Origin of the sequence: Chitinophaga varians (assembly GCF_014529945.1) — a bacterium.
In the GTDB taxonomy this organism is placed as follows: domain Bacteria; phylum Bacteroidota; class Bacteroidia; order Chitinophagales; family Chitinophagaceae; genus Chitinophaga; species Chitinophaga varians.
In genome coordinates, this window is the sequence record NZ_JACVFB010000009.1 from 213,265 (window position 1) to 239,037 (window position 25,773).

The window sequence follows — 25,773 nt, forward strand, 5'->3', positions numbered from 1 at the left end:
GCCACGCTGCCTGATGTTACTTCCCGCCCTGCTTGTATTGCAGCATCCACTCATAAATATTCATGCCGTTGTTTCTGTAACGGGGATCGTACAATTGTTTCCAGGAATGATGCCCGAAGTCGGGGATAACGCTGATCTGCGCCAGCCCTGACTGGTATTTGTTAGTACTGTCTACATACCGCTGACATTCTTCCAGAAAATGTTGTTCATCCGAACCGGCAAAATACCAGCAATGCACGCTGGCATCGGCCACCAGTTTGAACTGGTGCTCATTCTTTTTGTCGATGGAGGCCACTGACATGGGAACAGCTGCAGCGATGCGGCTGGTGAGCTGGCGGGAGTCGGTCAGGGCCATGACGGTGGCCCATCCACCGGCACTGTAGCCGGTGATGTAGATACGGGATTTATCGATCCGGTATCTTTTTTCGATATCATCGAGTATGCTGTTGATCTCGGCCGGTTTAAGCCCCCAGCTGGAAGCTTGCGGGGCTACTACGATAAATTTATAGAGTTTACCATCCGCCGGGTTTTTAGCCTGTATCCGCGCCCCGTTGTCGAGCCAATAGGGCACGCCTTCCAGGGTTAAACGCTTAAGATCTGTGCCTGCCTTACTTTTTCCATGCAGGCAGATGATCACAGGATAATCTTTGGTGGTCAGATAATAATCTTCCGGCAGGTGTATCAAGGCACCTACCTTTTTCCATTGACTGGTGGTAACGAGTGTGCTGTCCATATTGCGTTGCGCAGATAAAGACAAACAGGTAAGCACACAGCATAAGCTGAGAAGCGCTGTGTACGTCTTTTTAGTGTAATTCATGACATAATCATCTTCAGGCAGCACGCTGCGCTCATAAGACAAAATAAAAACCAATTAGTGTTGTGCCAATACATCGTCCAGCTTCATGCCGATAATCTCTTCGATTTCCAGTTTTACCACGTTGAGGTCTCTTTCAATGTTCATTTTCTTGAAACGGTCGTCATTGTATTTTTTGGACGCGGAGCTATACTCTTCGTAAGAGATGCCACCGGTGGCCAGTTTGGCTTCTGCCTGGGAGAAGATAGCGTAGTCATCTTCCACCACTTCATTCTGTATGGTCAGCAGTTCTTTATTCATCAGGTAGTCGTGGTATTTGGAAAGGATCATGGCTTTAATCTGACGGTGTGCGCTTTCCTGCTGTGCAGACGCGATATCCAGGTTTCTGCGGGCCACTCTCACGTCACTGCCTTTTTGTACAAGGCTACCCAGCGGTACGCTGATACCTACGTTCCACAGCGGGTAGAAGAGGGAGTTGCGGGGATCGGTGGTGCCGCGGTATTTACCCAGCGATACTTCGTTCAGGTTGGAGCTCACTGTTACGTAGTTGAGCCAGGAGGCGCCGGCTTTATTCAGTTCAGCCACGGCTTTATCTCTTTCGAAATCCCTGACTTTAATGCCGGGGTTTTTCAGGGCCAGTTCCACGAGACGATCTCTGATATCAAATGGGGCGTTGGTGGTATTGGCTGACGTAGCGGCAACAGGTGTGCCGGGTTTCGGTGCCTGTGCGAAGGCACTGGTGCTTGCAACAAACAGGCAGGCAAGGAGCATATTCTTTTTCATGTGTCTATTACTTTAAAACTGGTTTAAGGTTATTGTTATCTGTATTGGGATTTGCTGTTTCAAAATTTCGTAACCGGATAATGATGGCGCCGGCGGCATAGAAAAAGAAGGCGCCCGGCGTCTGTCCGATGGCCACCTGTGCGTAGTTGGCCACCACATAGGCATACAGGCTGGCGACGATGCCAACATAGATGATCCGTGTCTCCCGGTTGCGGGACTGATAGTAGTTCTTTACACCGAGGTAAAGCAATACAAAGAAAGTAAAGCAGGTGAGTGCCAGGCCTACCCATCCTGTTTCCAACGCTGAGCGGAGATAGCCACTGTCCGGCGGGAACCCTGCCAGCGGGTGACCGGGATTGTAGGTGATACCCTGCACGCCACTGGTGCTCACGCCACCACCGAGCGGATGGTCCCAGATATAAGGCTGAATGAATGCCCGGTTTTTATCCCGTACATCCAATGACTCATCATCGGAGAACTCAAACGCGCTGCGGATGCGATTTACCGTACCATTGCTATGGAAAGGCCCGAATATCAGCACACTGAAAAACATCAGGAAGCCAATGATAAACAGTAGCGTCTTACGGTTGGTGATGGTCATGATCGCAAACAGGACCAGGCCGGCGGGGATCATGATATAAGCGGTACGGGTACCGGAATAGGCCATGCCCAGTGCCATAAACAGGATGCCGGCCAACAGCATCTTCCGGTGTTTTTTATTACCGGTATTCAACAGCAGAACGATGGCGAAGATGATGCTGGTAGCCATTAAACAGCCATATGCAGTGGGGTCCGACAGGATGGAGAATTTCCGGATGTCGCCACCCTGGAAATAAAGGCGGTAACGAACAGGATCGCTGGTCACCCAATGTTCTTCAAAACCAAAGAGACCATGCCATTGCTGAAAGCAGCCATAGAAGCCGGCAAAAGCAGCCAGTATCAGCCACAGTTTCAGGAAGTCCATGATATCTTTCTTGCTGTTGAAAATATTCAGCGCCGTAAAGTAGATCATCACGAAGTTGAAAAACTTACGGGTGGTGAACAGCCAGCCTTCCACGGAAAACATGGAGGGGTTGAACAGCTGTATCAGCAAAAAGGCGAGGTTGATCAGATGCAGATAAGTGATCGGATTGGCGAAATGTTTCCAGGCACTGGTGCCACCGAGTTTCTTTTTATAGTAAGAACCGATGAAAGTAACAGCTATGAGCACATCTACCGCCACTCCGAAAGGTACTTCGTCATCTGTCATCCGCTTGAGGTAGAACATGAAGAACCCCAGCGCAGTGCTGATAAAGAACCCGGCTTTGGTATTGAAAAAACATACGAGCGTTATGGCGCCGCCGATCATACCACCCATCAGTAAAAAGCCCAGCCTGTAATCAATGAAGGTGAGAATATAACTGATGCCCACCCCCATCAGAAACATGCTGATATACGCCCATATGGTATCGGGCATGCGGGACCAGGAATCGAACTTAAAAATACTTGCCATTAAAGCACGCATGATGGATGATATTTCAGTAAAACAAAATTTTGAGATAAAGGAAGACCATGGTAAACGCGATAAAGGCTGTCACCATGATCAGCAGCAGCTTGTCATCCGAAAATTTATTTTCCTGCATAAGTTGTTTTTTTAGGTTGAATCACATTTTCAAATTGCCGGCCCATTTCAGCAACGCTGTTCTCCCAGGTGTGGGAAAGGGCAAATGTTTTTCTTCTTTCCTCCACATCCCTGTCTGGTGGCTCCTGCAAAGCGATGGTGATGCGGTGTATGTACCCGGCAACATCGCTGCACAGATAAACATAAGGCGCAAACATTTCCATCGCTGCTGTGGCGGTAGCGACCACCGGTTTTCCCAGTGCCAGGTATTCATCGATCTTCCGGGGATAATTGCCGATGGTCATGGGGTTGATGCTTTGCGGATTGATACATACATCGAAACTGTTGATGTAAGCCGGCAATGCATCAAAAGGTTTATTGCCGGTGAACAGCACGTTGGGCAGCTGGTGCAGCCGGCTGTTTTTAAAGTGGTCATCTTCCGGACCTACCAACACAAAATTCCATTCGGGCTTGCGGGCAGCGATTTCTTCCAGCAGGGTAACATCCAGCCGGGCTGACAGTAACGCCCCTACGTAGCCGATCACGGGTCCTTCCAGCTGTGCGATGTCTGCTGGTCTTGCGGCGGGTGGTACCCGTAACCAGCTAAGGTCGCAGCCCTGGCCTATATCGAAGGAGGAAGGGTTGTGCTTCGCAGCGTAATTTGCCAGCCACGCGGAATTGGCGGCCACCATGGAAACGCGCTGCATCAACTGTGGTTCCAGCCGCTGCCCGTGTTTTTTAAAGTAAGGCAGACAGGTGAGGTTGTCCCGGATGTAGTAGATCGTATGCTCAACGCCTTCCAGTAATTGCGGCAGATAATATCCTCTGAAAAAATCGTTGTCGATGAACAGGAGCGGTCTGTTAAATTCCAGTCGTCTGGCGGCCTGATTGATCTGTTTCGCCAGTCGTTTATTATTGATAAGATTAAGCTGATCGAAGAGGGAAGCTACCGGCATCCAGTTGATGGATTCCAGCATGGTCCTGGGGTCCAGCGTCCATAAGTTATCGGCCACCTGCTGCAGGTCGTTGGTGATACCTTTCAGGCTGTTGAGCCTTGTCTGTGTTTTGGCATCCTGCCGTTGCCGCAGGGCAGAGATCCTGTCCAGTGCCCTGTTCACATACAGCACACGGTTGTGGCGCGACAGTTCCATGGCGATGTTGCGGCAGTTGCTGCCTATCTCTATGTCCCATGGCTGCAGGCCGGTGACGATAATATCTCTGTTCCTGATCATCTTGTTTTCCATTTAGGGTTTAACCGTTGACGTGCTACAGAGAGCATATCGGGATAAAATGCCATCATGTATTGCCATACATTCAGCAGGTTGATTTTTAATCTGCGGTACAGGATCACCTGGGTAATGATGAAACAGATGCCGTAGGAAATCATGGTGCCATAGGCTGCTCCCATAATACCGATCTGGCGGGTTAATAGCATACAGATGAATATATTGCATATAGCCGTTACCGTTATAACGATAAAATTTGTTTTGGGCGAGCCGATAGAATCCATGATCGTGCCAAACTGTTTAATAAACGGAAGAAATATTCCGTAGCAGATGGTGACCTGTAAAACAGGCGCTGCTTCCTGGTAGCCTTTGCCGGCGATGATCGTCAGTATGAGCTTTGGAAACAACATGATAACAATGCTTGCCGGCACGGCAATGGCAAGGATAGCTCCGACGGCCTTTTCGTAGTAATACTTCACCATGCCCAGATTACCATCTTCCATCATTTTGGCGCTGCGGGGAAACAGGATATCTCCCAATACCTGAGAGGGCACATCTACAAGATTGGATATACGCATACATACCCCGTAAAGTGCTACCGCCGCCGTGGAGATATAGGAGGAGATCACCAGCTGGTCTGTATTACGGAAGACAGAAGAGCTGATGTTGGTACCGAATACAAACTTGCCAAAATGCCACAGCTGCAGGAACCATGCACGGTACTGTGCCGCCGGACGGTGTAAAAACTTTCGTGCAAAGAAGAAAGAGATGATGGTGCCGCCCAACAGGCCTGCATTGTAATACAGAATCAGCGCCGTGAGCGATACCTGTCCGGCTACCAGCAGGTGAATGATGATCAGTCCGAATGAAATACCCTGCCTGCTGAGGTATCCCCAGAATATTCCCCGGAAATCAGCGTTGGCATTTTGTATCCATTCAAAGTGGGAAAAGGGAATCAACAATAATAATCCCGGCAGGAAAAGATACATAACGGGAGCGAGGTCCGGCGCCTGCAACAGGTGGCTGACAGGGTAAATAAAACCGGTGATCAGGATTCCGATCAACAGGGTGATGGCAATATTCAGATACAGTGCAGCCGTCTGGATGAGGGGGTGTTCGGAGGCCGGATGCCCATTGATATATTTGATCACCGCGTTTTTAATCAGTGATTGGCGTACGATTTCAATAATGCCGGTGTATACCAGAAACAGATTCCACACGCCCATATCGGATTTGGGCAACGAGCGGGTGAGCACCAGCACGCTGCCGATGCCGAACAGCAATACGGCCATCTTCTGCATCCCGCTATAGATGCCGGATTTTAACCAATAGGTATATTTCGGTTCACTCATTAGTTGTTCAGTTGACTTGAGGTTTTAATGCCGGTCGCTCCAGGCTGTACAGCCACCAGGCGCCTGCGCGCATGGCCAGCTTGTACAGCAGCACCGGTACAACGGCGGCAAACAATAAACAGATTGCCAGTAAAGCAGGCAGGTAAACGATACCCAGCACTTTTACCAGGAACATGCGCACCGCTGATGCCACCAATACATGTGATACATAGATGTACAGCGAATGAAAACCGGCTATCCGTAATAACTTAAACCGGTTGTACCGTTGCAACAGAAATGAAATATTGATCATAAAAGCGCAGCCGCTCAGGGCAATCACAGCAAACAAAGCCGGCTGGTGCTCTTCTACAAAAAGGTTGTCCTGGTGTGCCAGATTGGTTTGCAGGAAATACCACTGGCCAACGGCAAAAACAGGCAACAGACAGGCAAACAGCTGCCATGAGCTAAAACGCGGCAGATACTGCTGGTCCAGGATAACACCGGAGATCAGTTCCCCGATGGCGAAGAATACATAGAAGTGGCAGATGTCATATACAAAACCAAGATCGATGTGTTTCACGGATACATAGCTGGATATGAAATACAGTATGGTACCGAGGACCAGCTGATGCCATACCGTGAAGCGCAGCCTTTCACGGGTGAGTATATACAACACCGTTACATTAAACAGCGCATAGAGATACCAGAACTGATCTATCCTTCTCGGGTACACGAAAACATAACCATAGTCGGCCCAACCGCGTTGCGCGTTCACAAATCCGCCCATCAGTATCTGTATGGTGATCTGTATGAAAGACCAGAGCAGATAAGGGTAGAGGAGGATATTGAACTTGTTGACGATCAGGTCACGAACCCCTCTTTTAGCCAGACTTTTGGCAATGAAAACTCCGGACAGGATGAAGAACAATGGCATCCTGAAGCTATAAAAGATAATATTGGCATTCTCCAGCCAGTCAAACCGGCCTTCTCCCAGGCCGGCCCGGGTGATGCCTTCGAAAATATGACGGTAGAGCACCAGCAAGATGGCGATTCCCCGTGCATAGTCTATCCAGGCCAGCCTGTTGGGCGATGGATGAAGTGTGGTGGCCATGTTAGATATTGATGTTTTTAATGTCAACAAAATTCAAAACAGCGCCGTAATATTTTCCATTCAGGCTGTTGAGGAACTGGATGGATTCCTTGTCGGTCTGTTTGATGGAAGATTTGGCAGAGGTGATATTGATAACGGCATCAGCATATTGCATCAGCTCTTTGGAGTCAGAGCGCTCATTGAGCGGCGCCCCTTCGAGGAGAATGTAATCATAATACTGACGGATGTTGGCAAGATGAGAAAGCAGGTTGCCTTCAGGCAGCACTTCGGAAGGCGTGTATTCGCCGCCCTGGCAACCGATGATGTCTACACCGGGCATGGGCGTATTGGTAATTACACCTTTTAGTTGCTCCATGGTGAAAGTACCCATATTCTGGAAGCTTTCCAGTGCAGGGGCGGCCTCAAACTCACGGGTGAGGGTGTTGTCCGGGAAGTTGGTATCAATGATCAGCACTTTCTTGTGGCTGAGACTTAAGGTATATGCCAGTGCTTTGATGATGGTGGATTTACCTTCATTGGGTTTGTTACTGGTAAACAGAAATACCTGTTTATTGCTGTTGGCAATTTCGTACCGCAGCTTACGTAGCAGTTCCCGGAAAAGGCTCTGTTGGTGGTCTTTGGATTCCGTGGAAATGATTTCGTCGACCTTGTTGTGTTTTAAATTGATATGATTGACAATGCCCAAAAGCTTCATGTCGGTAATGCGCTGGAAGTTGGACGGTGTTTTAATAGACAGGTCGATGTATTCAAGGAAAATAATGCTGATACAGCAGAAGATGAACATCGACATACCGGCCAGGCCGATAATGATAATTCTTTTGGATGGTTCCGGTTCTACTGCCGGTTGTCCGTAGAGGATTTGGCGGAAGCCATCCATCGGAGCGATTTTATTGTTTTGGGCTGCGTCGTAGCGGGACTTGATGCCTTCATATTCCTGTTGGGCCAGTTCCACTTCCTTTTGCAGGGCCAGGTTGTTGGCGCTTCTGGAGGCCACGGCGCCGATGCTGCCGTTCAGCTCACGGATTTTTTGCTGGTACACGGCGATATTCTGTTCGGAGCTTTTGATCTGCAACTCCAGATCGCTTTTCTTCTGTAACAGGTCTGCCTTGGTGTTGCCTGCGCCTGCGGCAGGAGAGGAGGACGCCATGGACACCAGTTTGTCTTTATAGTCCTGCTTCAGTTTCTGGTACTTGTTGTAGAGTTCCTGGTTATTGGAGCCTTTGCTGACATATTCTGAGTATACATCGTTCATCTGTTTTCTGAGGCTCGACAGCTCAGAGGTGATAGCCGAAGACGCGGCGCTGGTCTGGGCGGAAGTTTTTTCCGCATCTGCCAGTCTTGCGTTGACCTGTTGAAGGCTCAGGGTAGCGTTGTTAAGGAGACCTCTTTCATCTACCAGTCTGTTTTCGAAGTTGCTGATCTGTTCCAGTTTGCTGGTGCTTTCCACGGAAACGTCCATGGTGCCCAGTGCTTTGATATTACCAATTTTACTGTCCAGCTCTTGTTTTTTCTGGTCCACCAGTTTTTTCAATGTCTCAATATTCTGTACGGTCTGCTGGCTTCTGGAAGATTCATTGTTACGCATAAACTCTGTACAGAGCTGATTTACCAGGTAGGCAGACAGTTCGGGGTTTACAGAACGGTACTGGATATCGATGTAGTCGGTACGTTGGATACGACCGGTGTATAATACCTTGCGCAGTGATTCCAGGTCGTACTTATATATTTTAAGCAGTTCCAGTATTTTCCTTTCTTCCGGATCATAGGAACTGAGCATATTTTCTTCGTTGTATTTTTTAGTCAGTATTTCAATCGCCTTGGTTTTATTGATGGATTGATATACCGGGTTTTTGGTGTCTTCGGTTGTTAATTTCCGGAATTGTTTGGCAGGGTTCTGCAGGTCATGCAGCATCAGGTTGTACGATGTCATGCCCAGCACACGGGGTGATCTCAATACCTCGATAACGTTGTTGAATTTAGAGTCAATTTCATAGATGTTAAAACTTTCATCCTTCAGTTTTACCTGCTCGTTGCTGGTAAAACCGGTGGCAATTTGGGCTACGGATTTGTAGAGTTTTTCCTGTTTAAAGGTCAACAAAAATGCGGCGAGAACGGCCAGCACTGTGCTGATGATGATAAGCCATTTGCGCCTTAGGAGCGAGTTAAACAAATAAATCAGATCCATATGCACGGATTCTTTAAAGTGTAATAAAATTTAATTTGAAAAACCCGAAAAAATCCGGTATTCACCGGATTTTTTCGGTAATAACTACTATTGATCTTTCGGTTTCTAATTGTTCTTGATCAGTTTAATTGTTTTGATCAGTTTATCTCCGTCCATCACTCTCAGCAGGCAAGGGCCGGCAGGTATCTGCGCTGCGCCGAGGTCCAGTGTGATGCGTTGTGTTCCGCTTGCCATAGAACCGAGTACGCGGTTGTACAGTATTCTGCCGTTGATGTCGGTGACACTGATCAGCAGGTTTTTACTGGGTTTACCGGTATTGGTCAGTTCCAGGGCAACCTGGTTCACAAACGGATTCGGATATACGCTGGCAACGGTGACATTGGTGGTGGCGTCAGTTTTGGTCGGCACCACTGCGTGTCCGGCTTTCGCCATCATCAGGGAATTGTCGAGTGAACTGAATTCCGGTGTATAAGACTGGATCACCAGGGCGCCGATGTAACCATAGATGGAAGTACCGCCGGCGGCTACACTGATCAGCACTTCACCGTTCTGGTCGGGTGCCACATCGTTGATCTGTACCGTCTGATTGGTGTTGTAGGCAGCATTCAGGGAAACGGTAGTACCATTGATGGTGTAGTTGGAAGTCCTGTCTCCGGAACCGTCACGGCTGGCGAAGAATACGAAGTTGTATCGTTTGGCCAGGTTCAGTCCTTTGATCCGCAGTTGTCCGGCCTGTCCGATGTCTATCCAGTAGGTGCTGCTGATAACGTTATCAGGGTAGATACCGCTGTTGTTACCGGTATTCATACCGAATGGATTGTCGCCGGAGAAGGCTTTGTCGATGATCATGGTCAGACCGGTGTTGTCACCGTTGTCGTCTGTCAGGTTCGGGAATTCCAGTCCCTGTGCCGGTGCGGAGTTGGTGTTGTTCCAGGGGGCGCCGGCCGGGTTGAACACGTTCATGTTGATGTACACCGCGCTTCTGAACGTAGCTGCGCTGGTCACGTTGCTGAAATCGGAATAGCTGGTGTCTTTCTTCGCGCGTACTTTATAGTAGTAGCGGGAATCCATGGTCAGCCCGTTGTCCGTATAGGTGCTTACGTTAGAACCTACTGTTGTCAGCAGGGTAAAGTTGCTGTTATCGCGGGACCTCCAGATTTCGAAGCCGGTTTCGTTGGTGGAGTTGTCCATCCATTTCAGCTGGATGCTGGTCTTGGATTTGGCTGTTGCCACCGCGTTGCCGGGATTCATTGGCGTACCGTTGTCCAGATAGTACTGCACCACCACGGAGGTGATATAACCGTAAGCAGCGCCGGTGGCCTGTTGTACGGTGAAGTCAATGTTTCCGCTGCTGTCTGGTGCGATACCGTTGATCTGAACAGTATTGCTGTTGTTGTTGGCAGCGTTCAGGGTGACGGTCACCGCGCCACAGGTGTAGTTGGTGTTTTTGTTGTCATTGCCTTGTCTGCTGCCGAAGAAGATCAGGTTGTAGCGATAGTTCGCCGGCAGGTTAGACAGTCGCACTCTTCTGGCAGTGGTTTCGCTGGTGTAGTAGTTGGTCGCGATCACATTGTCAGGATATACGCCGCTGTTGTTGCCGGTGGTAGCGCCAAGGGCGTTGGTACCACTGAAGGCATCGAGCAGCTGGATTTTAACACCGGTTACAGTGCCGGCATCATCTTTCAGATTGTTGATAGCGGCATTGAGGCTCGGGTAACTATTGAAGTTGTTCCACGGCGCGTCAGCAGAGGGTGTCTGGTTGAAGTTGACATACAGGGAGGTGACGTTCTTATCCCTTACATAGATGCTGAAGGTCCTGGTAGCGCTGCCGCCATTGTTGTCGTTGATGGTAACGGTGATATTGTTATATCGGCCAACGTTGCCGGCGGCAGGTGTAATGCTGATGCTGCCGGTACCGTCGCCGTTGTCTGTGAGACGGGCAAAGGAAGGCAGGTTCGTTGCTTTCAGCGTGAGGACATCGCCTGCGTCGTCGGTACCATGGAGATTGAGCGTTACGCTTTCGTTGTTTTTCATCACCACAGACACGATGCTGTCCAGCTTCGGATTGTTGTTGCCGGTTTTGATACCGATGGTATCGGTATAAGCAGATGCCCCGTGGGAATTGATGGCGCGCACAGCGTAGTAATACTGCTGATTGGCTTTGGAAGACGTATCCGTGAAGGATACTGCATTGACGTTGACAGGCGCCGGGTTCAGCAGTGTGAACGGACCGGTAGCCACGCCGCCGCGATATACTTCGTAACCTGTTTCATTGAAGGCCACATCTTTCCAGGTGAGTTTTACGCCGCTCGGGGTAGTGGTAGCCGCCAGGTTAGCCGGAGCAGCAGGCGGGTTGCCATCATCATAGCTGATGGTCACTACCATAGCGTTCAGGTAACCGTAAACGGAGCCGGTACCATTTTGCAGATCGATGGAGATCTCATTGTTGGCATCCGGAGACACGTCGTTGATAGAAACGGTGTTTTGTGTGTTTTTAGCAGTCTGCAGCGACACGGTACGGGTGCCAATGGTATAGTTGGTCATCCTGTTATCGGTCACGTCCGCACGAGCGCCGAAGAAGGTGAAGCTATATCTGCTGGTAGGATTGAGGCCATACAGTTTCAGTGTCTGTTTGGTGGTGTTGGTCCAGTAAGCAGTACGCATCACGTTATCAGGATACACGCCGGAGTTGTTACCGGTATTGGTACCGTAGTAGTTGGAGCCATTGCTGAGCGCCTGCCATGCAGATACGATCTTGATACCAACTGTGGTGGCGGCACCGGTCTGGTCTTTCAGGTTGGGGAACAGATCGTTCTGTACCGGTTGTTTGTTGGTATTGTTCCATGGAGCGGCGGCAGGATAAGAGCCGTCGGTGAAGTTGACATAGATCATGCGGTTCGGGTCAATATCATTGACCGTGATCACGAATGTTTTATTGTCAATACCACCGCGACCGTCGCTTACCTGTACGGTCACATTATAAGTGCCTGCATCGATATAAGTCGGGTTCAGGTTGAGCTGCGCAGTGGCGCCGTTGGGCACGAGCGTGGCAAAGCGTGGCAGGCCCTGAACAGACCAGATGGAGGTGTCGCCTGCATTACCATCGGTAACGGTCAGGCTGACTGCTTTCGTGGTGTTTTCATCCATGCTCACATTGCTGATGTTGCCGATAGCAGGAGTGTAGTTATCATTAACGGTCAGGGTGAATGAGGTGGAGGTTACGCCGCTATGCTGATCGGTAGCGGTAACGGTGATATTCGGATACGTGCCCTGAGTGGCCGCAGAAGGCGTGAAGGTCAGGGTAGCGGAGCCGTTGCCGTTGTCGTTGAAGCTACCGAAGGCCGGGATGTTCGCGGCGGCGAGGGTAACCGCTTCTCCGTCAGGATCGGTGGCGGTGATGTTAAGCACCAGCTGTGCGTCATATCTCAGCGAGCGATCTACCAGCTGAGTGATGACCGGTGGCGTGTTCAGTGTGCTCACACCGGCCGTGTTGGAGTAGCCGGAGTTTCCGCCTTCATTGACAGCACGTACTTTGTAGTAGTATTTCACATTGGCAAACAGCGCCGTGTCGGCATATACCACTGTTTGCGCGGTATCGTTGGCCGGCAGGGTGGTCAGCAGTTTGAAATGGGTAGAGTCGTTGATGGACTTGTACACTTCAAACTTGTTTTCGTTGTTGGCATTGTCTTTCCAGGCCAGCTGGATTTTGTTGGCGCTAAGTGGCGTGAGGGCCAGGTTAGTGGGCGCCAATGGTGCCGGTGGCATGGCCAGCGTGGTAGCCCGTGCGTTCACGTTGATGAAGGCGCTGTCAGGTATCACCCGTTTGGTGAGGCCGCCGGGGCCCTGGTATCTGATCGTCAGTTCCTGACCGCCACCTATCTGGAAGTAGGTAACGTGGATAGGATAACGGCCAGCCGTCAGGGTTTTGCTGCCGCTGCGCTCAGTGGTGCCTTGTACATAGTTGTTGTTTACAACGAGGTTGCTTTCCTTGAAGTCGCCGATATACAGCTTGCTGCCGTCATCGGAGGCGGTATAGAAGGTGTAGGTACCTGTTGTGGGGATATTGATATATCCGGAGAATTTCAGGGCATAGTTTGCTTCCCTGTCTCTCACATCGAGCGTCACGTTTTGAGACGTACCGGTTTTAACAGGCGTGAGCGTGTTAAAATTAGGCAATGACGTAGCGCTGGAAGATATCGGATATAAACCATATTGGAAGCCGCCGCTTTCTAATGCATTGAAGCCGGAGTCACCAAATTTGTTAATGGCTTTTACGCGATAGTAATAAGTCGTTTGTGCGACAAGGTTACTGTCAACATATGCTGTTTTGTTAGCAGCAACGGTGGTAACGATGCTGTATGGGCCAGCGGAGCTGGAAGCGCGGTACACTTCGAAGCCGGTTTCGTTGTTGCTGCTGTCGGCCCAGGTTACATTGATCTTGTTGTAGGAGAGGGTAGTAGCCTTAATATTGCCGGGTGCTTTGGGGGCAGCTCCTGTAGAAGAGGAAGCGGAGTTGTCCGTGAAGTACTCAGCAGGGATCTGTTGCTGGCTGGTGACACCGCTGGCGGTGTTTTTCCAGGAAACAGTCATGGATTGACCGCCACCGGCCTGGAAGAAGGCCATGGCTATCTGGTGCATACCTGCGGTGAGGTATACGGTGCCTTCCCTGTCCTGTGTGGCATGAAGACCGTCGTTGTTGACCAGCGGTGTGGCTGCGGCATTGTACTTGGTATCAATCCACAGTTTGCTGCCATCGTCGGAATTGGTAATAAAGGTATAGTTACCGGTAACGGGTATACGAATATAACCTTCCCATACAAAGCCGTAGTTCACATCCTGGGTCCTTACGCTCAGGTCAGGGATGGGAGAGGTACCGATCGTCAGCGGCGACAGGGTGTTGAAGTCCGGCAGGGTGCTCCAGCTGCCCAGGTAATAGCGGTAGTTAAGGCCATTCGCTTTAGCTGCTGCGCTTACCTGATTGCTGCGGGCAGAGGAATTGCCGGCAAGGTCCCTGGCTTTCACCACAAAGGTATACAGGGTGTCTTTGTTAAGGTTGTAAGCGGTAAAATCTGTTTCGTCGGCATCCACTGTATAGGACTTCACGCCATTGATATAGATATCGTATTTATAGACGCCTACATCATCTGTGGAGGGTGTCCAGTCAAGGGATACGGAAGAATAGGTAGTGCCGGTAACGGTAAGGTTGCCCGGAGGCGTGGGAGGATTACTATCTACCTGTGTTTGCGCCGTGGCTTCGTTGCTCAGTGCTGCCGCGCCGTTGTCGTTCACAGCCCTGATCACATAGAAGTATTTGGAGTTGGGCGCCAGGCCATTGTCCGTATAGGTGGTGGCGTTAGCTGCGGTGATATTCACCAGCGTATAAGGTCCGCCGGCTACTGCTGCGCGGTATATCTCATAACCGGTTTCATTGTAAGCCGGATTAGGATTGTCAGCCCAGTCGAGGGTGATCGCTGTTTTGGATATAGCCGTGGCCGATACACCGGTTGCCGGAGCGGGGCCATTGGCGCCGTTGGCAGGGATCACGGTGAACGGTGCGGAGAACTCGCTGGAGCAGCCATACTGTTCTGTTACTTTAGCGTGATACAGTCCGGCTGTGGTGGCGTTGAGTGTTTTAGCGGTACCTAAAGTAGTGGTGTCGCCTACTTTCTGCCACAGGTAGGACGTGTAGCCATCGGGCAGGGACAGTGTCACATAGTTTTTGCCATCCGGAGCGGGGATTACTTTGCTCATCAGCGGCGGCACGGTGATCGGTGGTGTCTGGGTGGCCGCTTTCTGTTTTACGACCACAGGGGTGCGGGACCATTCAGACCAGGTGTCGCCACGTTTGATACGGGCGTCGTAGGTGCCGAATTCGGTTACCAGCAGTTCGTTGCTGTTGGCGCCGGTAATAACGTTACCATCTTTTCTCCATTCGTATCCGTCGAAACCTGCTGTGAGGCCGAGTGTGGCGTTCACGGCTTCGCCCGGACAAAATTCGTTGTGACCGAATAGTGTCCAGGGATTGGATTTAAACTGACGGTTAAGGAAAGGCCAGAAGTCAACCTCGTCCCAGGCATTGTTCCAGACACCGTGGCCGGCGTCAGGGTATATTTTTTCCTTTACGTTGGCGCCTACGGCTAAAGCCGCATTCATTACCTGTTCGGTGGTGTTGGGGTGGGGATTGTTGTCCAGTCCTCCCTGGAATATCCACATCGGGATATATTTAAACACCTCCACCTGGTCTTTGTAAGCAATGGAACATCCGCTGATAGGGAGGAAGCCGGCTACGGTTTTGGGGAAGCGGAACATGAATTCCCATGTTTCCGTACCACCTGCGGAAAGGCCGTTGACAAAGATCCTGTTTTCATCCAGTTTGTTGCTTTGAATAAGCGTGTCAAGAATCTGCTTGATAAAATCGTAATGAGGGTTACCAAAAAAGCCGGTAGTACTTTGCGGCACAAGGATGAAACCATCGAACTTGCCATTGTCAACAGCAGCGCAGAATTTGCCGCCACCGTGGTACAGGGAGTATTCGTTGTCATAAATTCCGCCGGATTCTCCTCTGCCATGCAGGAAGATCATGATGGGGTAAGTTTTTCCGTCCGCTACGCCCTGTTGGTAGGTTTTAGGGAACTTCAATCTGAATGGCATCCCGTTCAGATAGTAGCATTTGTAAGAACTCTTGTTGGTGAAATTAACTTCATTGCGGACAGTTCTCACCCATTTGGCGATTTCCCCCCAGGGCGGTGTGGGCTTGGGGTTGTTTGGGTCATAGTTCTCTATCGTATCGCCAGGATCGAATACCTGTGCGACAGCAGAACTGCCCCAAAGCAGAAAAAGTGCCAGGCACATTAAGTAAAATTTACGCATACGGTAAGTGTGTTTCAGTTGTGAACCGATATTATGATTACTTACCCAGCATTAACATGACATTACAGGAGTGAACAACTCGTTGCCAACTCAGTGCTGAGTGGCTTTTGATAGGAGGACGGTTAAAAATATGTGTGAGGCTTTAAAGAGGATTGGTTGAAAGGAAATTCCTTTTGGAGTGTAAAGGTATACAAAAATTCATTCCTTGCAAACCTTTTTTAATACCATCTTCGTGTAAGCCTGCACTATATAGTAGCGGTTTTTTTCTTTCTGGACCCATGCAGATAATAGCCCACCAACGTATATCGTACAAACCATTGGTAGGTGAGTAATGATACGCTTAATGGAATTATCACGCACAACATGAATTTTAACGGGCCAGGAATGGGCAACTGCCCAAGGCACAACTGTGTGGCGTTTACCATGGCCACATGTACCAGATATACCCAATAGGAAGCATCGGAAAGATAACGCACGGTGGCATTTTCGGCATTCACCCACTTCAAAAACACCCCCATCAGGCCTATGACCAGCGACAGCGTGGTGATGGTCGCCAACACTTTTATCCATAACATAGGCGTGGTAGTGCTATCTGCCTGTAATAACCTGAACAGATATACGCCCGTTGCCGTACCCAGCATGATAAACAGCAGGCAGTACCGGCGAAGCAGCGGAAACCAGGCACCCATATGTTCGTGCAGCAACCAGCCGGCGAAAAAGAAAAGACCGTAATACGCCATGAAGGACGGCTTAGGGACCAGTCCCGGCGCATATTCCACCGTGGCGGTGGAAAAAAGCAATAAGGTGATAAAAGAACCTGCTGCCAGCAAAGGCAGTATGATAGCTGGTTGGGATAAGCTTTTTACAAAGCTGTCCAACCATTTTATTTTTTGTATGACATACAATCCCCACTGGCGAACACCCAGTCCAAGGAGGTAAAACATCATCAGGTAATAGAGGAACCATAGATGCAGCGGCCCTCTCCAGATAAAAATATCGTGGAGTATCAACTGGAAATCAGCCAGCGTAAAATGTGTACCGCCATCGGTTACACGATAGAATACAGCCGGCAGATAGGTGAGTGGAAGAATGGTGAAAAGACCTACCACTAAAGGAATGAGTATTCTCTGTGTACGGTGTTTCATGAAGGCGGTCGCGCCAATGCGATAATAAAGCAACCGGAAAAAGAAACCCGCGATCACATAAAACAACTGCATCCTGAAAATATGAATACCAAAAAATACAGCGTCAAACACACGGCTGCTGTAATCCGGCACATGATAGAAGCCTTCAAAAGGAGACTGCATAAACGCCATGCTGGCGTGAAGCACGAGGCCCAGGAACATGGCCAGGGCTCTTAATGCATCCATGCTGGATATACGACCGGTATTAGCTGTAGTTGACATATCTATAAGGGGTTACTGAGGTTGATAGTTCGCTGTGCCTTCTCCCATACGGCGGACTGTCCTGAGCTGACAAACCGCAGAAAGCCATGGTAGAGCGCAATATTCATGAACACAAAATAAAACGGAACATAACAAGGCTTGAACCGGATGCGTACCAATGCCAGTCCAAAACCAATAATCGCCAGCAGATAAAAGAATAGCTGCGCATACAACAGGTACAAATAAAACGTTCCCGCGTTTTCGGCCACCAGCGCGATATTGGTACATAATATCAACAACAGCGCCAGCGGGCACAGTGTCCATCTCAATACCCTGTGGGAGATATACTGAAAGGAGAGGAGCGGTTGCCGGAAAATATTCAGCAACGTTTTCAGCATCACGATAGACTGAAATCCACCTGCACTGATGCGTACCTTCCGCTTGTATTCGTCTGCCAGCGAAGCGGAGGGCGTTTCCATCGCATAAGCGTCGGGCGCATAAGCGATGCGGTAGCCCCGCATATTTATCTTGAGGGAAATGATAAAATCATCCAGGATAACATTGCCCGCCACCGGTTCAAATAATTCCGTTCTGATGGAGAACAGCTCTCCGGCTGCGCCCACAACGGAATACAGCCTGTCGTCCAGTCGCTTCAATGCCGATTCGTATTTCCAGTAAATACCTTCTGTAGCAGCGGCGCCATGTTCCCCTTCCTGCCAAACCCTTTTCTCGCCTGCCACACCGCCTGTCCTCTCATCGCGGTAGTGTTGCATAATATTGCGGATGGCGGCTGGGTTCAATAATGTATTGGCGTCACAGAAAACAACAAACGGTGTGGTCACGGTCCGCATCGCTCTGTTGAGCGCCGCAGTCTTCCCTTTCCGTTCCGGTTCATGCAATAACGTTACCCTGCCATATTTCCGCACCTGCTCCGGTGTGCCGTCCGTGGAGCCGTCTGTTATAAAGACGATGTCCAGCTTGTCAGACGGATAATCCAGCGACAGTGTGTTCCAAATTTTTTCTTCAATGAAGTCTGCTTCATTATAGGCTGCCACAATTAAGGTGACAGCGGGGGTGAATTCTTCCGGAGCATCCCCCTGCGGCTGTGGCGCACGTTTCCTGAAACGGAGTAAGATCCACACCAACACACCATATCCGATGTAGCTGTAGCATAGTATAAAGAGGCTGAAGAACAGTATCGACTTGATGACAAACATGCGTTCCGGGATTAATTCGAGTGCCAAATTAATTAACAATTCCAATTCGGTTTTTAATTATAACTGCATGTAACTGACGGAACTGATCATTCACTTACCAAATTTTATCATTCACGAGGAATTTTGCATCACTGACAAATTTCAAAATATTAAGAAATGATTGTTTATATACTTTTGCACCGGATGAAGATCAAACGCTACCGAAAACCAAGCTGCGATCGCCCGAAGATGACTGATTTGTTATTTTTGTATTATTCAGGAATAATAGATAATTTTATCCGGAAATTCATCCCAGCCAACGACCATCTCCTCTGAAATTCTCAATGCTAAAACCATCACCCGGATTGAACCCCGTCGTTCCCTGGACTTGTTATGTCCGCGGATGTACGAAACCCTTTCTGATGGTGACCTTATAACCTTATCCTCCTGGAAGATCAAAAGATGATCATGCACTACTGATAAAGTGGTAATTGTGGTCGCTGAATAAATCTTTTATTTTCTAAAACGGAGTTAAATGAAAAAAACAGTTTTAATAGTAGACGACAGCGCGCCAATGAGGTTTTTGCTGGAAGCAATGCTTGGACAACGATTCAGGGTCTACTCTGCTATTGATGGTCTGACTGCCTGCAAATGGTTGTCTGCCGGTAATGTGCCGGACATCATTGTATCTGATGTACAAATGCCAAATATGGATGGCGTGGAGCTGACCAAAAACCTCTCTGCCAACCTGCTGTACAGCGACATTCCCGTAATCCTGCTGACGGCTATGCAACTGGAGGAAGTAACCCTTTACCCCAACGTAGTACAACTCGTAAGCAAGCCTTTTGATCCGCTTGTTTTAATGAAAATTATCGACCAACAGCTGACTGTCTCACCAACAGTAATCGTGGCTGAATAATATATGGGAACCGTTTTTACCATACTTAATTGTATACTATAAACCGAAGACACATGAGTTCGAATCTACCCGTTCATTTGACTGTAGAGAAAAAAAGGAGGAGCGGAAAGGTGATAGAGTTGCAGGGGACTGCCCATTCATTTATACTGTGCATAGGCGACAGTAACTGTATCTCTCGTGTGACAGAAAATAAAGACAAATGGGTTATCTGTGTGGAGACCGTCATGCAGGCCAGAAAGGTGCTGAGAGAGCGGCTGCGCATGAAACTGAAACCTGAATTTGTTATTTGTAACATCAGCGGCAATACCGTTGACCTGGTGAGCCTGCGTCAATTCCTGCAGGAGACCAAAGAATACGAAGAAGTACCGCTGTTTGTTTACACCGATTTCCTCACGGTAGAAGTACGGTGGGAACTACAGAAAACCGGCGGCATCGATGATTTGCTGACAGCTTCCGTTACCCCTGAAGTATTTGCAGAGAAACTGGCTATCGCCCGCAGACTCCGCGAACTGACAAAGAAAGCAGCAAACACCACGAAGACAACACGTCAACCCCTAAAATATTATATCAATCATTTCTTCAAACGTGCCATGGACATCGCTTTCGCTGGTACGCTGCTGCTGTTGTTAAGCCCCGTTCTGTTGTTGGTAGCACTCCTGATAAAACTGGAGTCAAAAGGCCCGGTGTTTTATATCTCACACCGTGCAGGCAACGGATACAAGATCTTTAATTTCTACAAGTTCCGCACCATGGTGGTGAACGCCGACAAACTGGTGTCCCAGATGTCGCACCTCAATCAATACGATACCAATGGAAAAGATCCGGTGTTCTTTAAGGTAAGCAACGATCCGCGTGTTACACGCCTCGGCGCCTTCCTGCGTAACACCAGCATGGACGAACTGCCGCAACTGCTCAATGTATTACTGGGGCATATGTCGATCGTAGGCAACAGGCCGCTGCCGTTGTATGAAGCGGCCACACTGACTACCGACGACTATGCCGGACGTTTCCTCGCACCGGCCGGTATCACCGGTTTGTGGCAGATCAAAAAACGCGGCCAGAAAGATATGAGCGTGAAAGAAAGAATTAATCTCGATATCAGCTACGCAGAAAACCATTCTGTACTGTACGATATGTGGATACTGGCCAATACACCGAATGCACTGATACAAAAAGACAACGTTTAGCATCAATATGGACATCACGCAAAAGAAGGATACACCACTGGTCTCCATTATAGCGCTTAACTATAATCAGACCACCGTTACATGTGAATTCCTGGAGTCAACAAAAAAACTCAACTACCGGAACTTCGAAACAATTGTTGTCGACAACGGTTCAACTGTTGATCCAACAGCACAAATTGAAGCAGGCAACTACCCGAACCTGAAACTGATACTGAGCCCCGTTAACCTCGGTTTTACCGGTGGCAACAACCTCGGTATTGAACAGGCAAAAGGAGAGTACCTGTTTATTGTCAACAATGATACGGAAGTAACCCCCGATCTGCTGGACCATCTGCTGGCGCCTTTCGCCAAAGATCCTGCCATTGGTGTGGTATGCCCCAAGATCCGTTTCTTTCACCATCCGGACACCATTCAATACGCCGGCTTCCATCAGATGAACCTGCTCACCGGCCGCACCTGGGCGGTAGGCAGTAAAGAAGTGGACAAAGGCCAGCATGATATCTCCGGCCCAACCTGGTGCGCACATGGCGCCGCCATGATGGTGAAAAGAGAAGTGATAGAAAAAGTAGGCCGCTTCGCAGATAAGTTCTTCATCTATTATGAAGAGTCTGACTGGTCTGCCCGTATACTGAAAGCTGGTTTTAAAATATATTATAACGCGGATGGGTTGATCTTCCACAAAGAATCCATCACCATGGGAAAAGAGAGCGCCATCAAAGTGTACTACCACACGCGCAACCGCATCCTTTATATGCGCCGTAACACCAATAAAATGCAACTCACCGCATTTCTGTTGTTCTTTGGTTTTCTCACGTTCCCCAAGTCAGTCGGTACCTATTTGGTAAAAGGACAGTTCACGCACCTGAAGTCTTTCCTGAGAGGCGTAGCATGGAACCTGACTACCTCCAGTTATTCACCCGTTTAAAAATTATGTAATATGTCAAAGATAAGATCTCTTGTTACCGGCGGCGCCGGATTTATTGGCTCACACGTTGTGAAGCATTGTCTGGCTATGGGTCATGAAGTAGTAGTGCTGGATGACCTGAGCGGTGGATTTGAAGACCACATTCCGGAAGGAGCTGTTTTTGTACAGGGTTCTGTGTACGATGAAACATTGGTGGCTAACCTCTTTGAAGAATATCGTTTTACCTACGTATATCACCTGGCAGCTTATGCGGCAGAAGGACTGTCCCATTTTATCCGCCGCTTTAATTATAATAATAACCTGGTAGGTAGTATTAACCTGATCAACGAATCCATCAAGCATAAGGTGAAATGTTTTGTGTTCACCTCTTCCATTGCAGTATATGGAGCCGGTCAGCTGCCTATGCGCGAAGACATGGTGCCGATGCCGGAAGATCCATACGGTGTTTCCAAATATGCCGTGGAGATGGACCTGAAAGCAGCGCATGAAATGTTTGGTCTCGACTACGTTGTGTTCCGTCCGCATAACGTGTACGGTGAAAACCAGAACATCGGTGACAAATACCGTAACGTGATCGGCATCTTTATGAACCAGATCATGCAGGGCCAGCAACTGACCATCTTTGGTGATGGTGAACAGACCCGCGCTTTCAGCTATATCGATGACGTGGCTATTCCGATCGCTAACAGCGTAAACCTGCCAGCCGCCTATAATCAGGTGTTCAACATCGGCGCCGATAAACCTTACACCGTGAATGAACTGGCCAATGTAGTGGGAGCGTGTTTTGGTGTAAAGCCCGATATCAAATACCTGCAGGCCAGAAATGAAGTGATGCACGCTTACTCAGATCATAGCAAAGCACACAGCGTATTCGGCGAAGGCTCCGGTATCGGTCTGGCGGAAGGTATCCGTCGCATGGCTGCCTGGGCTCAGGTAGTAGGCGCCAGAAAAAGCAAGGAGTTCGAGAACATCGAAATTTATGAAAAGCTTCCGCAGGGTTGGGAAAGAAAACCTGAAGGTGCTACTTCAACCACCGCGTAATGCCTGGCAGCAGAAAAATAAAAGTTCTACAGGCAATCCGGCAAGGGCAGATAGGTGGTGGTGAATCGCATGTGCTTAGCCTCGTGGGGGCGCTGGACAGAAACCGGTATGAATCGCTGGTCCTGTCATTTACAGACGGCCCCATGATCACCAGTCTCCGTGAAATGGGTATCCGCAGTATCGTACTGCCGTCCCTCAGGGCATTTGATGTGTCTTGCTGGAAAAAGGTGAAAGCGCTGATGGAAGAAGAGCAGATAGATATTGTGCATGCACATGGTTCCCGCGCGGCAAGCAACCTTTTTTTGCCGGCCCGGCTGGCCCATCGTCCGCTGATGTATACTATTCACGGCTGGTCTTTTCATGAAGACCAGCCATTCCTGCAAAAGCGGTTGCGCATCTGGTCTGAGAGAATGCTTACCAGCGGTGCAAAGGCGAATATCTCTGTGTCGGCCTCCAACAGGGAGACCGGCGTAAGGTACTTCCGGCGCTTCCGGTCGACCGTTATTAATAATGGTATCGACCTGGATCGCTTCAATCCCGACAATGCCCAACCGGATGTCCGTCGCGAACTCGGTATTCCGGAGCACCACACGGTAGTAGGCTATATCGCCCGCATCACCCACCAGAAAGATCCGCTGACCATGATACAGGCTTTTGCGCAGGTGGCGGAAAAGGTAAAAGATGTTACCCTGCTGGTAGTGGGAGATGGAGATATGAAAGTAGAAATGATGGACCTCGCGCAATCACTCCAACTGAACGGGCGGGTGTTATTTCAGCCTTTCCGGCAGGATGTTCCGGCCGTGCTAAAAGCGATAGACATTTATTGTCTTCCTTCCCTCTGGGAAGGGATGCCGATCGGTCTGCTGGAAGCGATGGCCATGCGCAAAGCGGTGGTGGTTACCGCAGCAGACGGCTCCTGCGAAATCGTCAAAGACGGGCGGAATGGCCTGGTCATCCCGGTGAAGGAGCCGGTAAAACTGGCGGAAGCGATACAGAAGCTTCATGCAGATGCGGGCCTCCGGCAGCAACTGCAACAAGAAGCAGCGGCCACTGTGGCCGACAGCTACTCCGTTCAACAGATGGCACAGCAGGTAGCCACTTTATACGAACGAATTTTGAAAACCGGAAATTAACAGAAGATCATGACAGACAACAAGCCTGTAACATATGAATATGACCGGATTGCTGACCGGAAGCGGCTGGACTTTATCAGTGCAGCGGTAGCGGAACGGAAAGGCAACCAGGTAACGGTGCTCGACGTAGGTTGTGGCAATGGTGTTATCAGCCGTCACCTCGGCATGTTAGGGTTTAATGTGCTCGGCATAGATGTCAGCGAACCGGCGATCGCCCGGGCGCGTGAACTGAATACATCCCCCCGGGTCAACTTCAAAGTGCTCAGTGCAGAACAGCTCGTGGCGGCAGGAGATACTTTCGACGTGATCGTTTGCAGCGAAGTGCTGGAACACCTGCAGCAACCGGGTGCGCTCCTGGCCACCCTCTATCAGTCACTGCGGAAAGACGGCATTCTTATCGTGACCGTTCCCAATGGTACCGGCCCGCGTGAATTGTTGGTGACAAGACCCGTCCTCAAAATGCGGGAACAAAACAACTGGCTCTGGAAACTGGTACTGAAAACAAAAAAGGCGATGGGCTATAGCGGCACCACTGTTCAGTCAGCAGCTGATAACCTCGACCACATCCAGTTTTTCAAAAAGTCAGATCTCGAAACCCTTTCTACAGAGAATAATTTCAGGATCGTCCGTTTTGGCAAAGCCAATTTTATCGAAGATGTTTTCCCCTTCTCTTTTTTCGCCAAAAGGATAAAGGCGCTTCAGTGGCTCGATTGTAAAGTCGCCGATATGTTGCCCTACCGCTTTACCGGCGGGTTCTTTTCTGTGTGGGAAAAAGCCAGCTAATATTATATGATGTTGAACATACTTTTTTATATCTGGATGGCTTTTCAGCTGATCGTTGCCAGTTACCTGCTGCAACCGCTGTTGCTGCTGCTGTTACATGGCTGCATAAAACTGTTTAGGTCATCAAAGCAGATAGCCGCCACCGTTAGTCATGACCACTCCTTTGCGGTGGTGATCACGGCACATAAGAACCTGCAACTGGTACCGCCACTGGTAGACTCCCTGCTGAAGCAGACGTATAATAACTATACTGTATATGTGGTGGCAGACAATTGCGGCGACAGCGACCTGGGCATGGAACATGTCAAAGTGAAGTTGTTAAAACCAGAGACGCCCCTGAACGCAAAAATCCGTTCCATCGATTATGCGATACAGCATTTCGAAACACCGCATGAGGTGATGGTGATTCTGGATGCCGACAATCTGGTACATCCGCTGTATCTGGAAACGCTGAACCGTTATTTTAATAAAGGGTACGAAGCGGTGCAGACCAATATGCTGGCAAAGAATAACGACACCGTGTATGCGCAGCTGGACGCGGCAGGCAACTACTTCAGCAATTTTATTGACCGGCGCATGCGGATGGAGCTGGGGCTTTCCGCCAATATCTGGGGACTGGGCATCGCGCTCAAGACCAGCCTTTACCAGCAGGTGGTGTACAATAACTTCTTCGGCGGGTTCGATAAAAAGATCCAGGCCGATATCGTGAAGCTGATTCCTCAGCTGGCCTACGCGGAAGATGCGATTGTGTACGACGAAAAAATTGATGACGGCAATGCGCTGGAGACGCAGCGGACCCGTTGGATCAATGCCTACTTCAAATATTTTAAATATGGATGGGATGTGCTGAGCACCGGTTTACGCCGACCCAGTTTCAACCTCGTCTTCTTTGGTTATAATTTATTGAGACCGCCTTTGTTTCTACAGGTGCTCATGGCACTGGTATTTTGTCTGACAGATTACTGGTTGGTGCCGGCGCTGTCCTGGGGATGGTTAGGAATACTGGTTGCGTTTCCCCTTTCTTTTATGGCTATTGTAGCCTTGATGAGTGAAGATTCCCGGACGGTGAAGGCATTGTTTTATTTACCGGTCTTTTTCTTCCGGCAGCTGAAAGCCTTCCTGCATATGGGAAAAGCCAATAAGGCGTTCCTGCAAACGCAGAATAATAAAATTGTATATATCGAAGAGGTGATGAACAAATAATAAAATAAGCAAATATACAGGTGTTAAGTCCTGCTTCTCTGCAAAGGGAACGCAGGGCTTTTTATTTTGAATTGGGTTATA

The 25,773-nt window shown here is 49.3% G+C and carries 17 protein-coding genes; 7 read left to right on the top strand and 10 right to left on the bottom strand.

Going from position 1 to position 25,773, the window contains the following annotated elements; translation table 11 throughout:
- Positions 1–16: 16 nt before the first annotated feature.
- From ICL55_RS33720 to ICL55_RS33765, 10 genes are all read right to left on the bottom strand, one after another.
- The gene (locus tag ICL55_RS33720; protein ID WP_188106200.1) at positions 17–733 is read right to left on the bottom strand and encodes a carboxylesterase family protein; all 717 of its coding nucleotides are present in this window, start codon (positions 731–733) and stop codon (positions 17–19) included.
- 138 nt (positions 734–871) lie between these two features.
- The gene (locus ICL55_RS33725) at positions 872–1,597 is read right to left on the bottom strand and encodes a TolC family protein (protein WP_188106202.1); all 726 of its coding nucleotides are present in this window, start codon (positions 1,595–1,597) and stop codon (positions 872–874) included.
- Between the two features lie 7 nt (positions 1,598–1,604).
- Positions 1,605–3,101, bottom strand: a complete 1,497-nt coding sequence (locus ICL55_RS33730) for an O-antigen ligase family protein (RefSeq protein ID WP_188106204.1) — start codon at positions 3,099–3,101, stop codon at positions 1,605–1,607.
- 104 nt (positions 3,102–3,205) lie between these two features.
- Positions 3,206–4,429: a glycosyltransferase gene (locus ICL55_RS33735; protein ID WP_223151684.1), complete on the bottom strand. Its 1,224-nt coding sequence runs from the start codon at positions 4,427–4,429 to the stop codon at positions 3,206–3,208.
- Positions 4,426–5,775, bottom strand: a complete 1,350-nt coding sequence (locus ICL55_RS33740) for a flippase (RefSeq protein WP_188106208.1) — start codon at positions 5,773–5,775, stop codon at positions 4,426–4,428. Before ICL55_RS33740 ends, ICL55_RS33735 begins: the two co-directional genes overlap by 4 nt.
- A 7-nt stretch (positions 5,776–5,782) precedes the next feature.
- On the bottom strand, positions 5,783–6,865 hold the full coding sequence (locus ICL55_RS33745; RefSeq protein ID WP_188106211.1) for an acyltransferase family protein: 1,083 nt from the start codon (positions 6,863–6,865) through the stop codon (positions 5,783–5,785).
- 1 nt (position 6,866) lies between these two features.
- Complete coding sequence (locus ICL55_RS33750; RefSeq protein ID WP_188106212.1) at positions 6,867–9,050, bottom strand: GumC family protein; 2,184 nt, start codon at positions 9,048–9,050, stop codon at positions 6,867–6,869.
- A 105-nt stretch (positions 9,051–9,155) separates the two neighbouring features.
- On the bottom strand, positions 9,156–15,920 hold the full coding sequence (locus tag ICL55_RS33755) for a fibronectin type III domain-containing protein (protein ID WP_188106215.1): 6,765 nt from the start codon (positions 15,918–15,920) through the stop codon (positions 9,156–9,158).
- A 245-nt stretch (positions 15,921–16,165) separates the two neighbouring features.
- Positions 16,166–17,326, bottom strand: a complete 1,161-nt coding sequence (locus ICL55_RS33760) for an acyltransferase family protein (protein ID WP_188106217.1) — start codon at positions 17,324–17,326, stop codon at positions 16,166–16,168.
- A gap of 2 nt (positions 17,327–17,328) precedes the next feature.
- The gene (locus tag ICL55_RS33765; RefSeq protein ID WP_188106219.1) at positions 17,329–18,522 is read right to left on the bottom strand and encodes a glycosyltransferase family 2 protein; all 1,194 of its coding nucleotides are present in this window, start codon (positions 18,520–18,522) and stop codon (positions 17,329–17,331) included.
- A 514-nt stretch (positions 18,523–19,036) separates the two neighbouring features.
- On the opposite strand from ICL55_RS33765, the gene ICL55_RS33770 reads away from it, so the two are divergent.
- The 7 genes from ICL55_RS33770 to ICL55_RS33800 are packed head-to-tail and all read left to right on the top strand — an operon-like array spanning position 19,037 to position 25,692.
- Positions 19,037–19,420 carry a response regulator gene (locus ICL55_RS33770; RefSeq protein ID WP_169226188.1) on the top strand — a complete coding sequence of 128 codons (384 nt, stop codon included), beginning with the start codon at positions 19,037–19,039 and terminating at the stop codon, positions 19,418–19,420.
- Positions 19,421–19,473: 53 nt separating this feature from the next.
- On the top strand, positions 19,474–20,607 hold the full coding sequence (locus ICL55_RS33775) for a sugar transferase (RefSeq protein ID WP_246496836.1): 1,134 nt from the start codon (positions 19,474–19,476) through the stop codon (positions 20,605–20,607).
- 7 nt (positions 20,608–20,614) lie between these two features.
- The gene (locus ICL55_RS33780; RefSeq protein ID WP_188106221.1) at positions 20,615–21,532 is read left to right on the top strand and encodes a glycosyltransferase family 2 protein; all 918 of its coding nucleotides are present in this window, start codon (positions 20,615–20,617) and stop codon (positions 21,530–21,532) included.
- Positions 21,533–21,544: 12 nt separating this feature from the next.
- Positions 21,545–22,573, top strand: coding sequence for an NAD-dependent epimerase/dehydratase family protein (locus tag ICL55_RS33785; protein ID WP_188106224.1), 1,029 nt, complete (start codon positions 21,545–21,547; stop codon positions 22,571–22,573).
- Positions 22,573–23,706 (top strand): glycosyltransferase family 4 protein, encoded by a 1,134-nt coding sequence (locus ICL55_RS33790; protein WP_188106225.1) that lies wholly within the window; start codon positions 22,573–22,575, stop codon positions 23,704–23,706. The genes ICL55_RS33785 and ICL55_RS33790 overlap by 1 nt, the downstream gene beginning before the upstream one ends.
- 9 nt (positions 23,707–23,715) lie before the next feature.
- Positions 23,716–24,489, top strand: coding sequence for a class I SAM-dependent methyltransferase (locus ICL55_RS33795; RefSeq protein ID WP_188106228.1), 774 nt, complete (start codon positions 23,716–23,718; stop codon positions 24,487–24,489).
- Positions 24,490–24,498: 9 nt separating this feature from the next.
- Positions 24,499–25,692 (top strand): glycosyltransferase, encoded by a 1,194-nt coding sequence (locus tag ICL55_RS33800; protein WP_188106230.1) that lies wholly within the window; start codon positions 24,499–24,501, stop codon positions 25,690–25,692.
- The last annotated feature ends 81 nt before the right edge of the window (positions 25,693–25,773 follow it).

Excerpts from the sequence above, each read along its gene's own strand:
- ICL55_RS33720 (WP_188106200.1), bottom strand. The coding sequence starts at position 733 with ATGGACAGCACACTCGTTACCACCAGTCAATGGAAAAAGGTAGGTGCC.
- ICL55_RS33725 (WP_188106202.1), bottom strand. The coding sequence starts at position 1,597 with ATGAAAAAGAATATGCTCCTTGCCTGCCTGTTTGTTGCAAGCACCAGT.
- ICL55_RS33730 (WP_188106204.1), bottom strand. The coding sequence starts at position 3,101 with ATGCGTGCTTTAATGGCAAGTATTTTTAAGTTCGATTCCTGGTCCCGC.
- ICL55_RS33735 (WP_223151684.1), bottom strand. The coding sequence starts at position 4,429 with ATGATCAGGAACAGAGATATTATCGTCACCGGCCTGCAGCCATGGGAC.
- ICL55_RS33740 (WP_188106208.1), bottom strand. The coding sequence starts at position 5,775 with ATGAGTGAACCGAAATATACCTATTGGTTAAAATCCGGCATCTATAGC.
- ICL55_RS33745 (WP_188106211.1), bottom strand. The coding sequence starts at position 6,865 with ATGGCCACCACACTTCATCCATCGCCCAACAGGCTGGCCTGGATAGAC.
- ICL55_RS33750 (WP_188106212.1), bottom strand. The coding sequence starts at position 9,050 with ATGGATCTGATTTATTTGTTTAACTCGCTCCTAAGGCGCAAATGGCTT.
- ICL55_RS33755 (WP_188106215.1), bottom strand. The coding sequence starts at position 15,920 with ATGCGTAAATTTTACTTAATGTGCCTGGCACTTTTTCTGCTTTGGGGC.
- ICL55_RS33760 (WP_188106217.1), bottom strand. The coding sequence starts at position 17,326 with ATGTCAACTACAGCTAATACCGGTCGTATATCCAGCATGGATGCATTA.
- ICL55_RS33765 (WP_188106219.1), bottom strand. The coding sequence starts at position 18,522 with ATGTTTGTCATCAAGTCGATACTGTTCTTCAGCCTCTTTATACTATGC.
- ICL55_RS33770 (WP_169226188.1), top strand. The coding sequence starts at position 19,037 with ATGAAAAAAACAGTTTTAATAGTAGACGACAGCGCGCCAATGAGGTTT.
- ICL55_RS33775 (WP_246496836.1), top strand. The coding sequence starts at position 19,474 with ATGAGTTCGAATCTACCCGTTCATTTGACTGTAGAGAAAAAAAGGAGG.
- ICL55_RS33780 (WP_188106221.1), top strand. The coding sequence starts at position 20,615 with ATGGACATCACGCAAAAGAAGGATACACCACTGGTCTCCATTATAGCG.
- ICL55_RS33785 (WP_188106224.1), top strand. The coding sequence starts at position 21,545 with ATGTCAAAGATAAGATCTCTTGTTACCGGCGGCGCCGGATTTATTGGC.
- ICL55_RS33790 (WP_188106225.1), top strand. The coding sequence starts at position 22,573 with ATGCCTGGCAGCAGAAAAATAAAAGTTCTACAGGCAATCCGGCAAGGG.
- ICL55_RS33795 (WP_188106228.1), top strand. The coding sequence starts at position 23,716 with ATGACAGACAACAAGCCTGTAACATATGAATATGACCGGATTGCTGAC.
- ICL55_RS33800 (WP_188106230.1), top strand. The coding sequence starts at position 24,499 with ATGTTGAACATACTTTTTTATATCTGGATGGCTTTTCAGCTGATCGTT.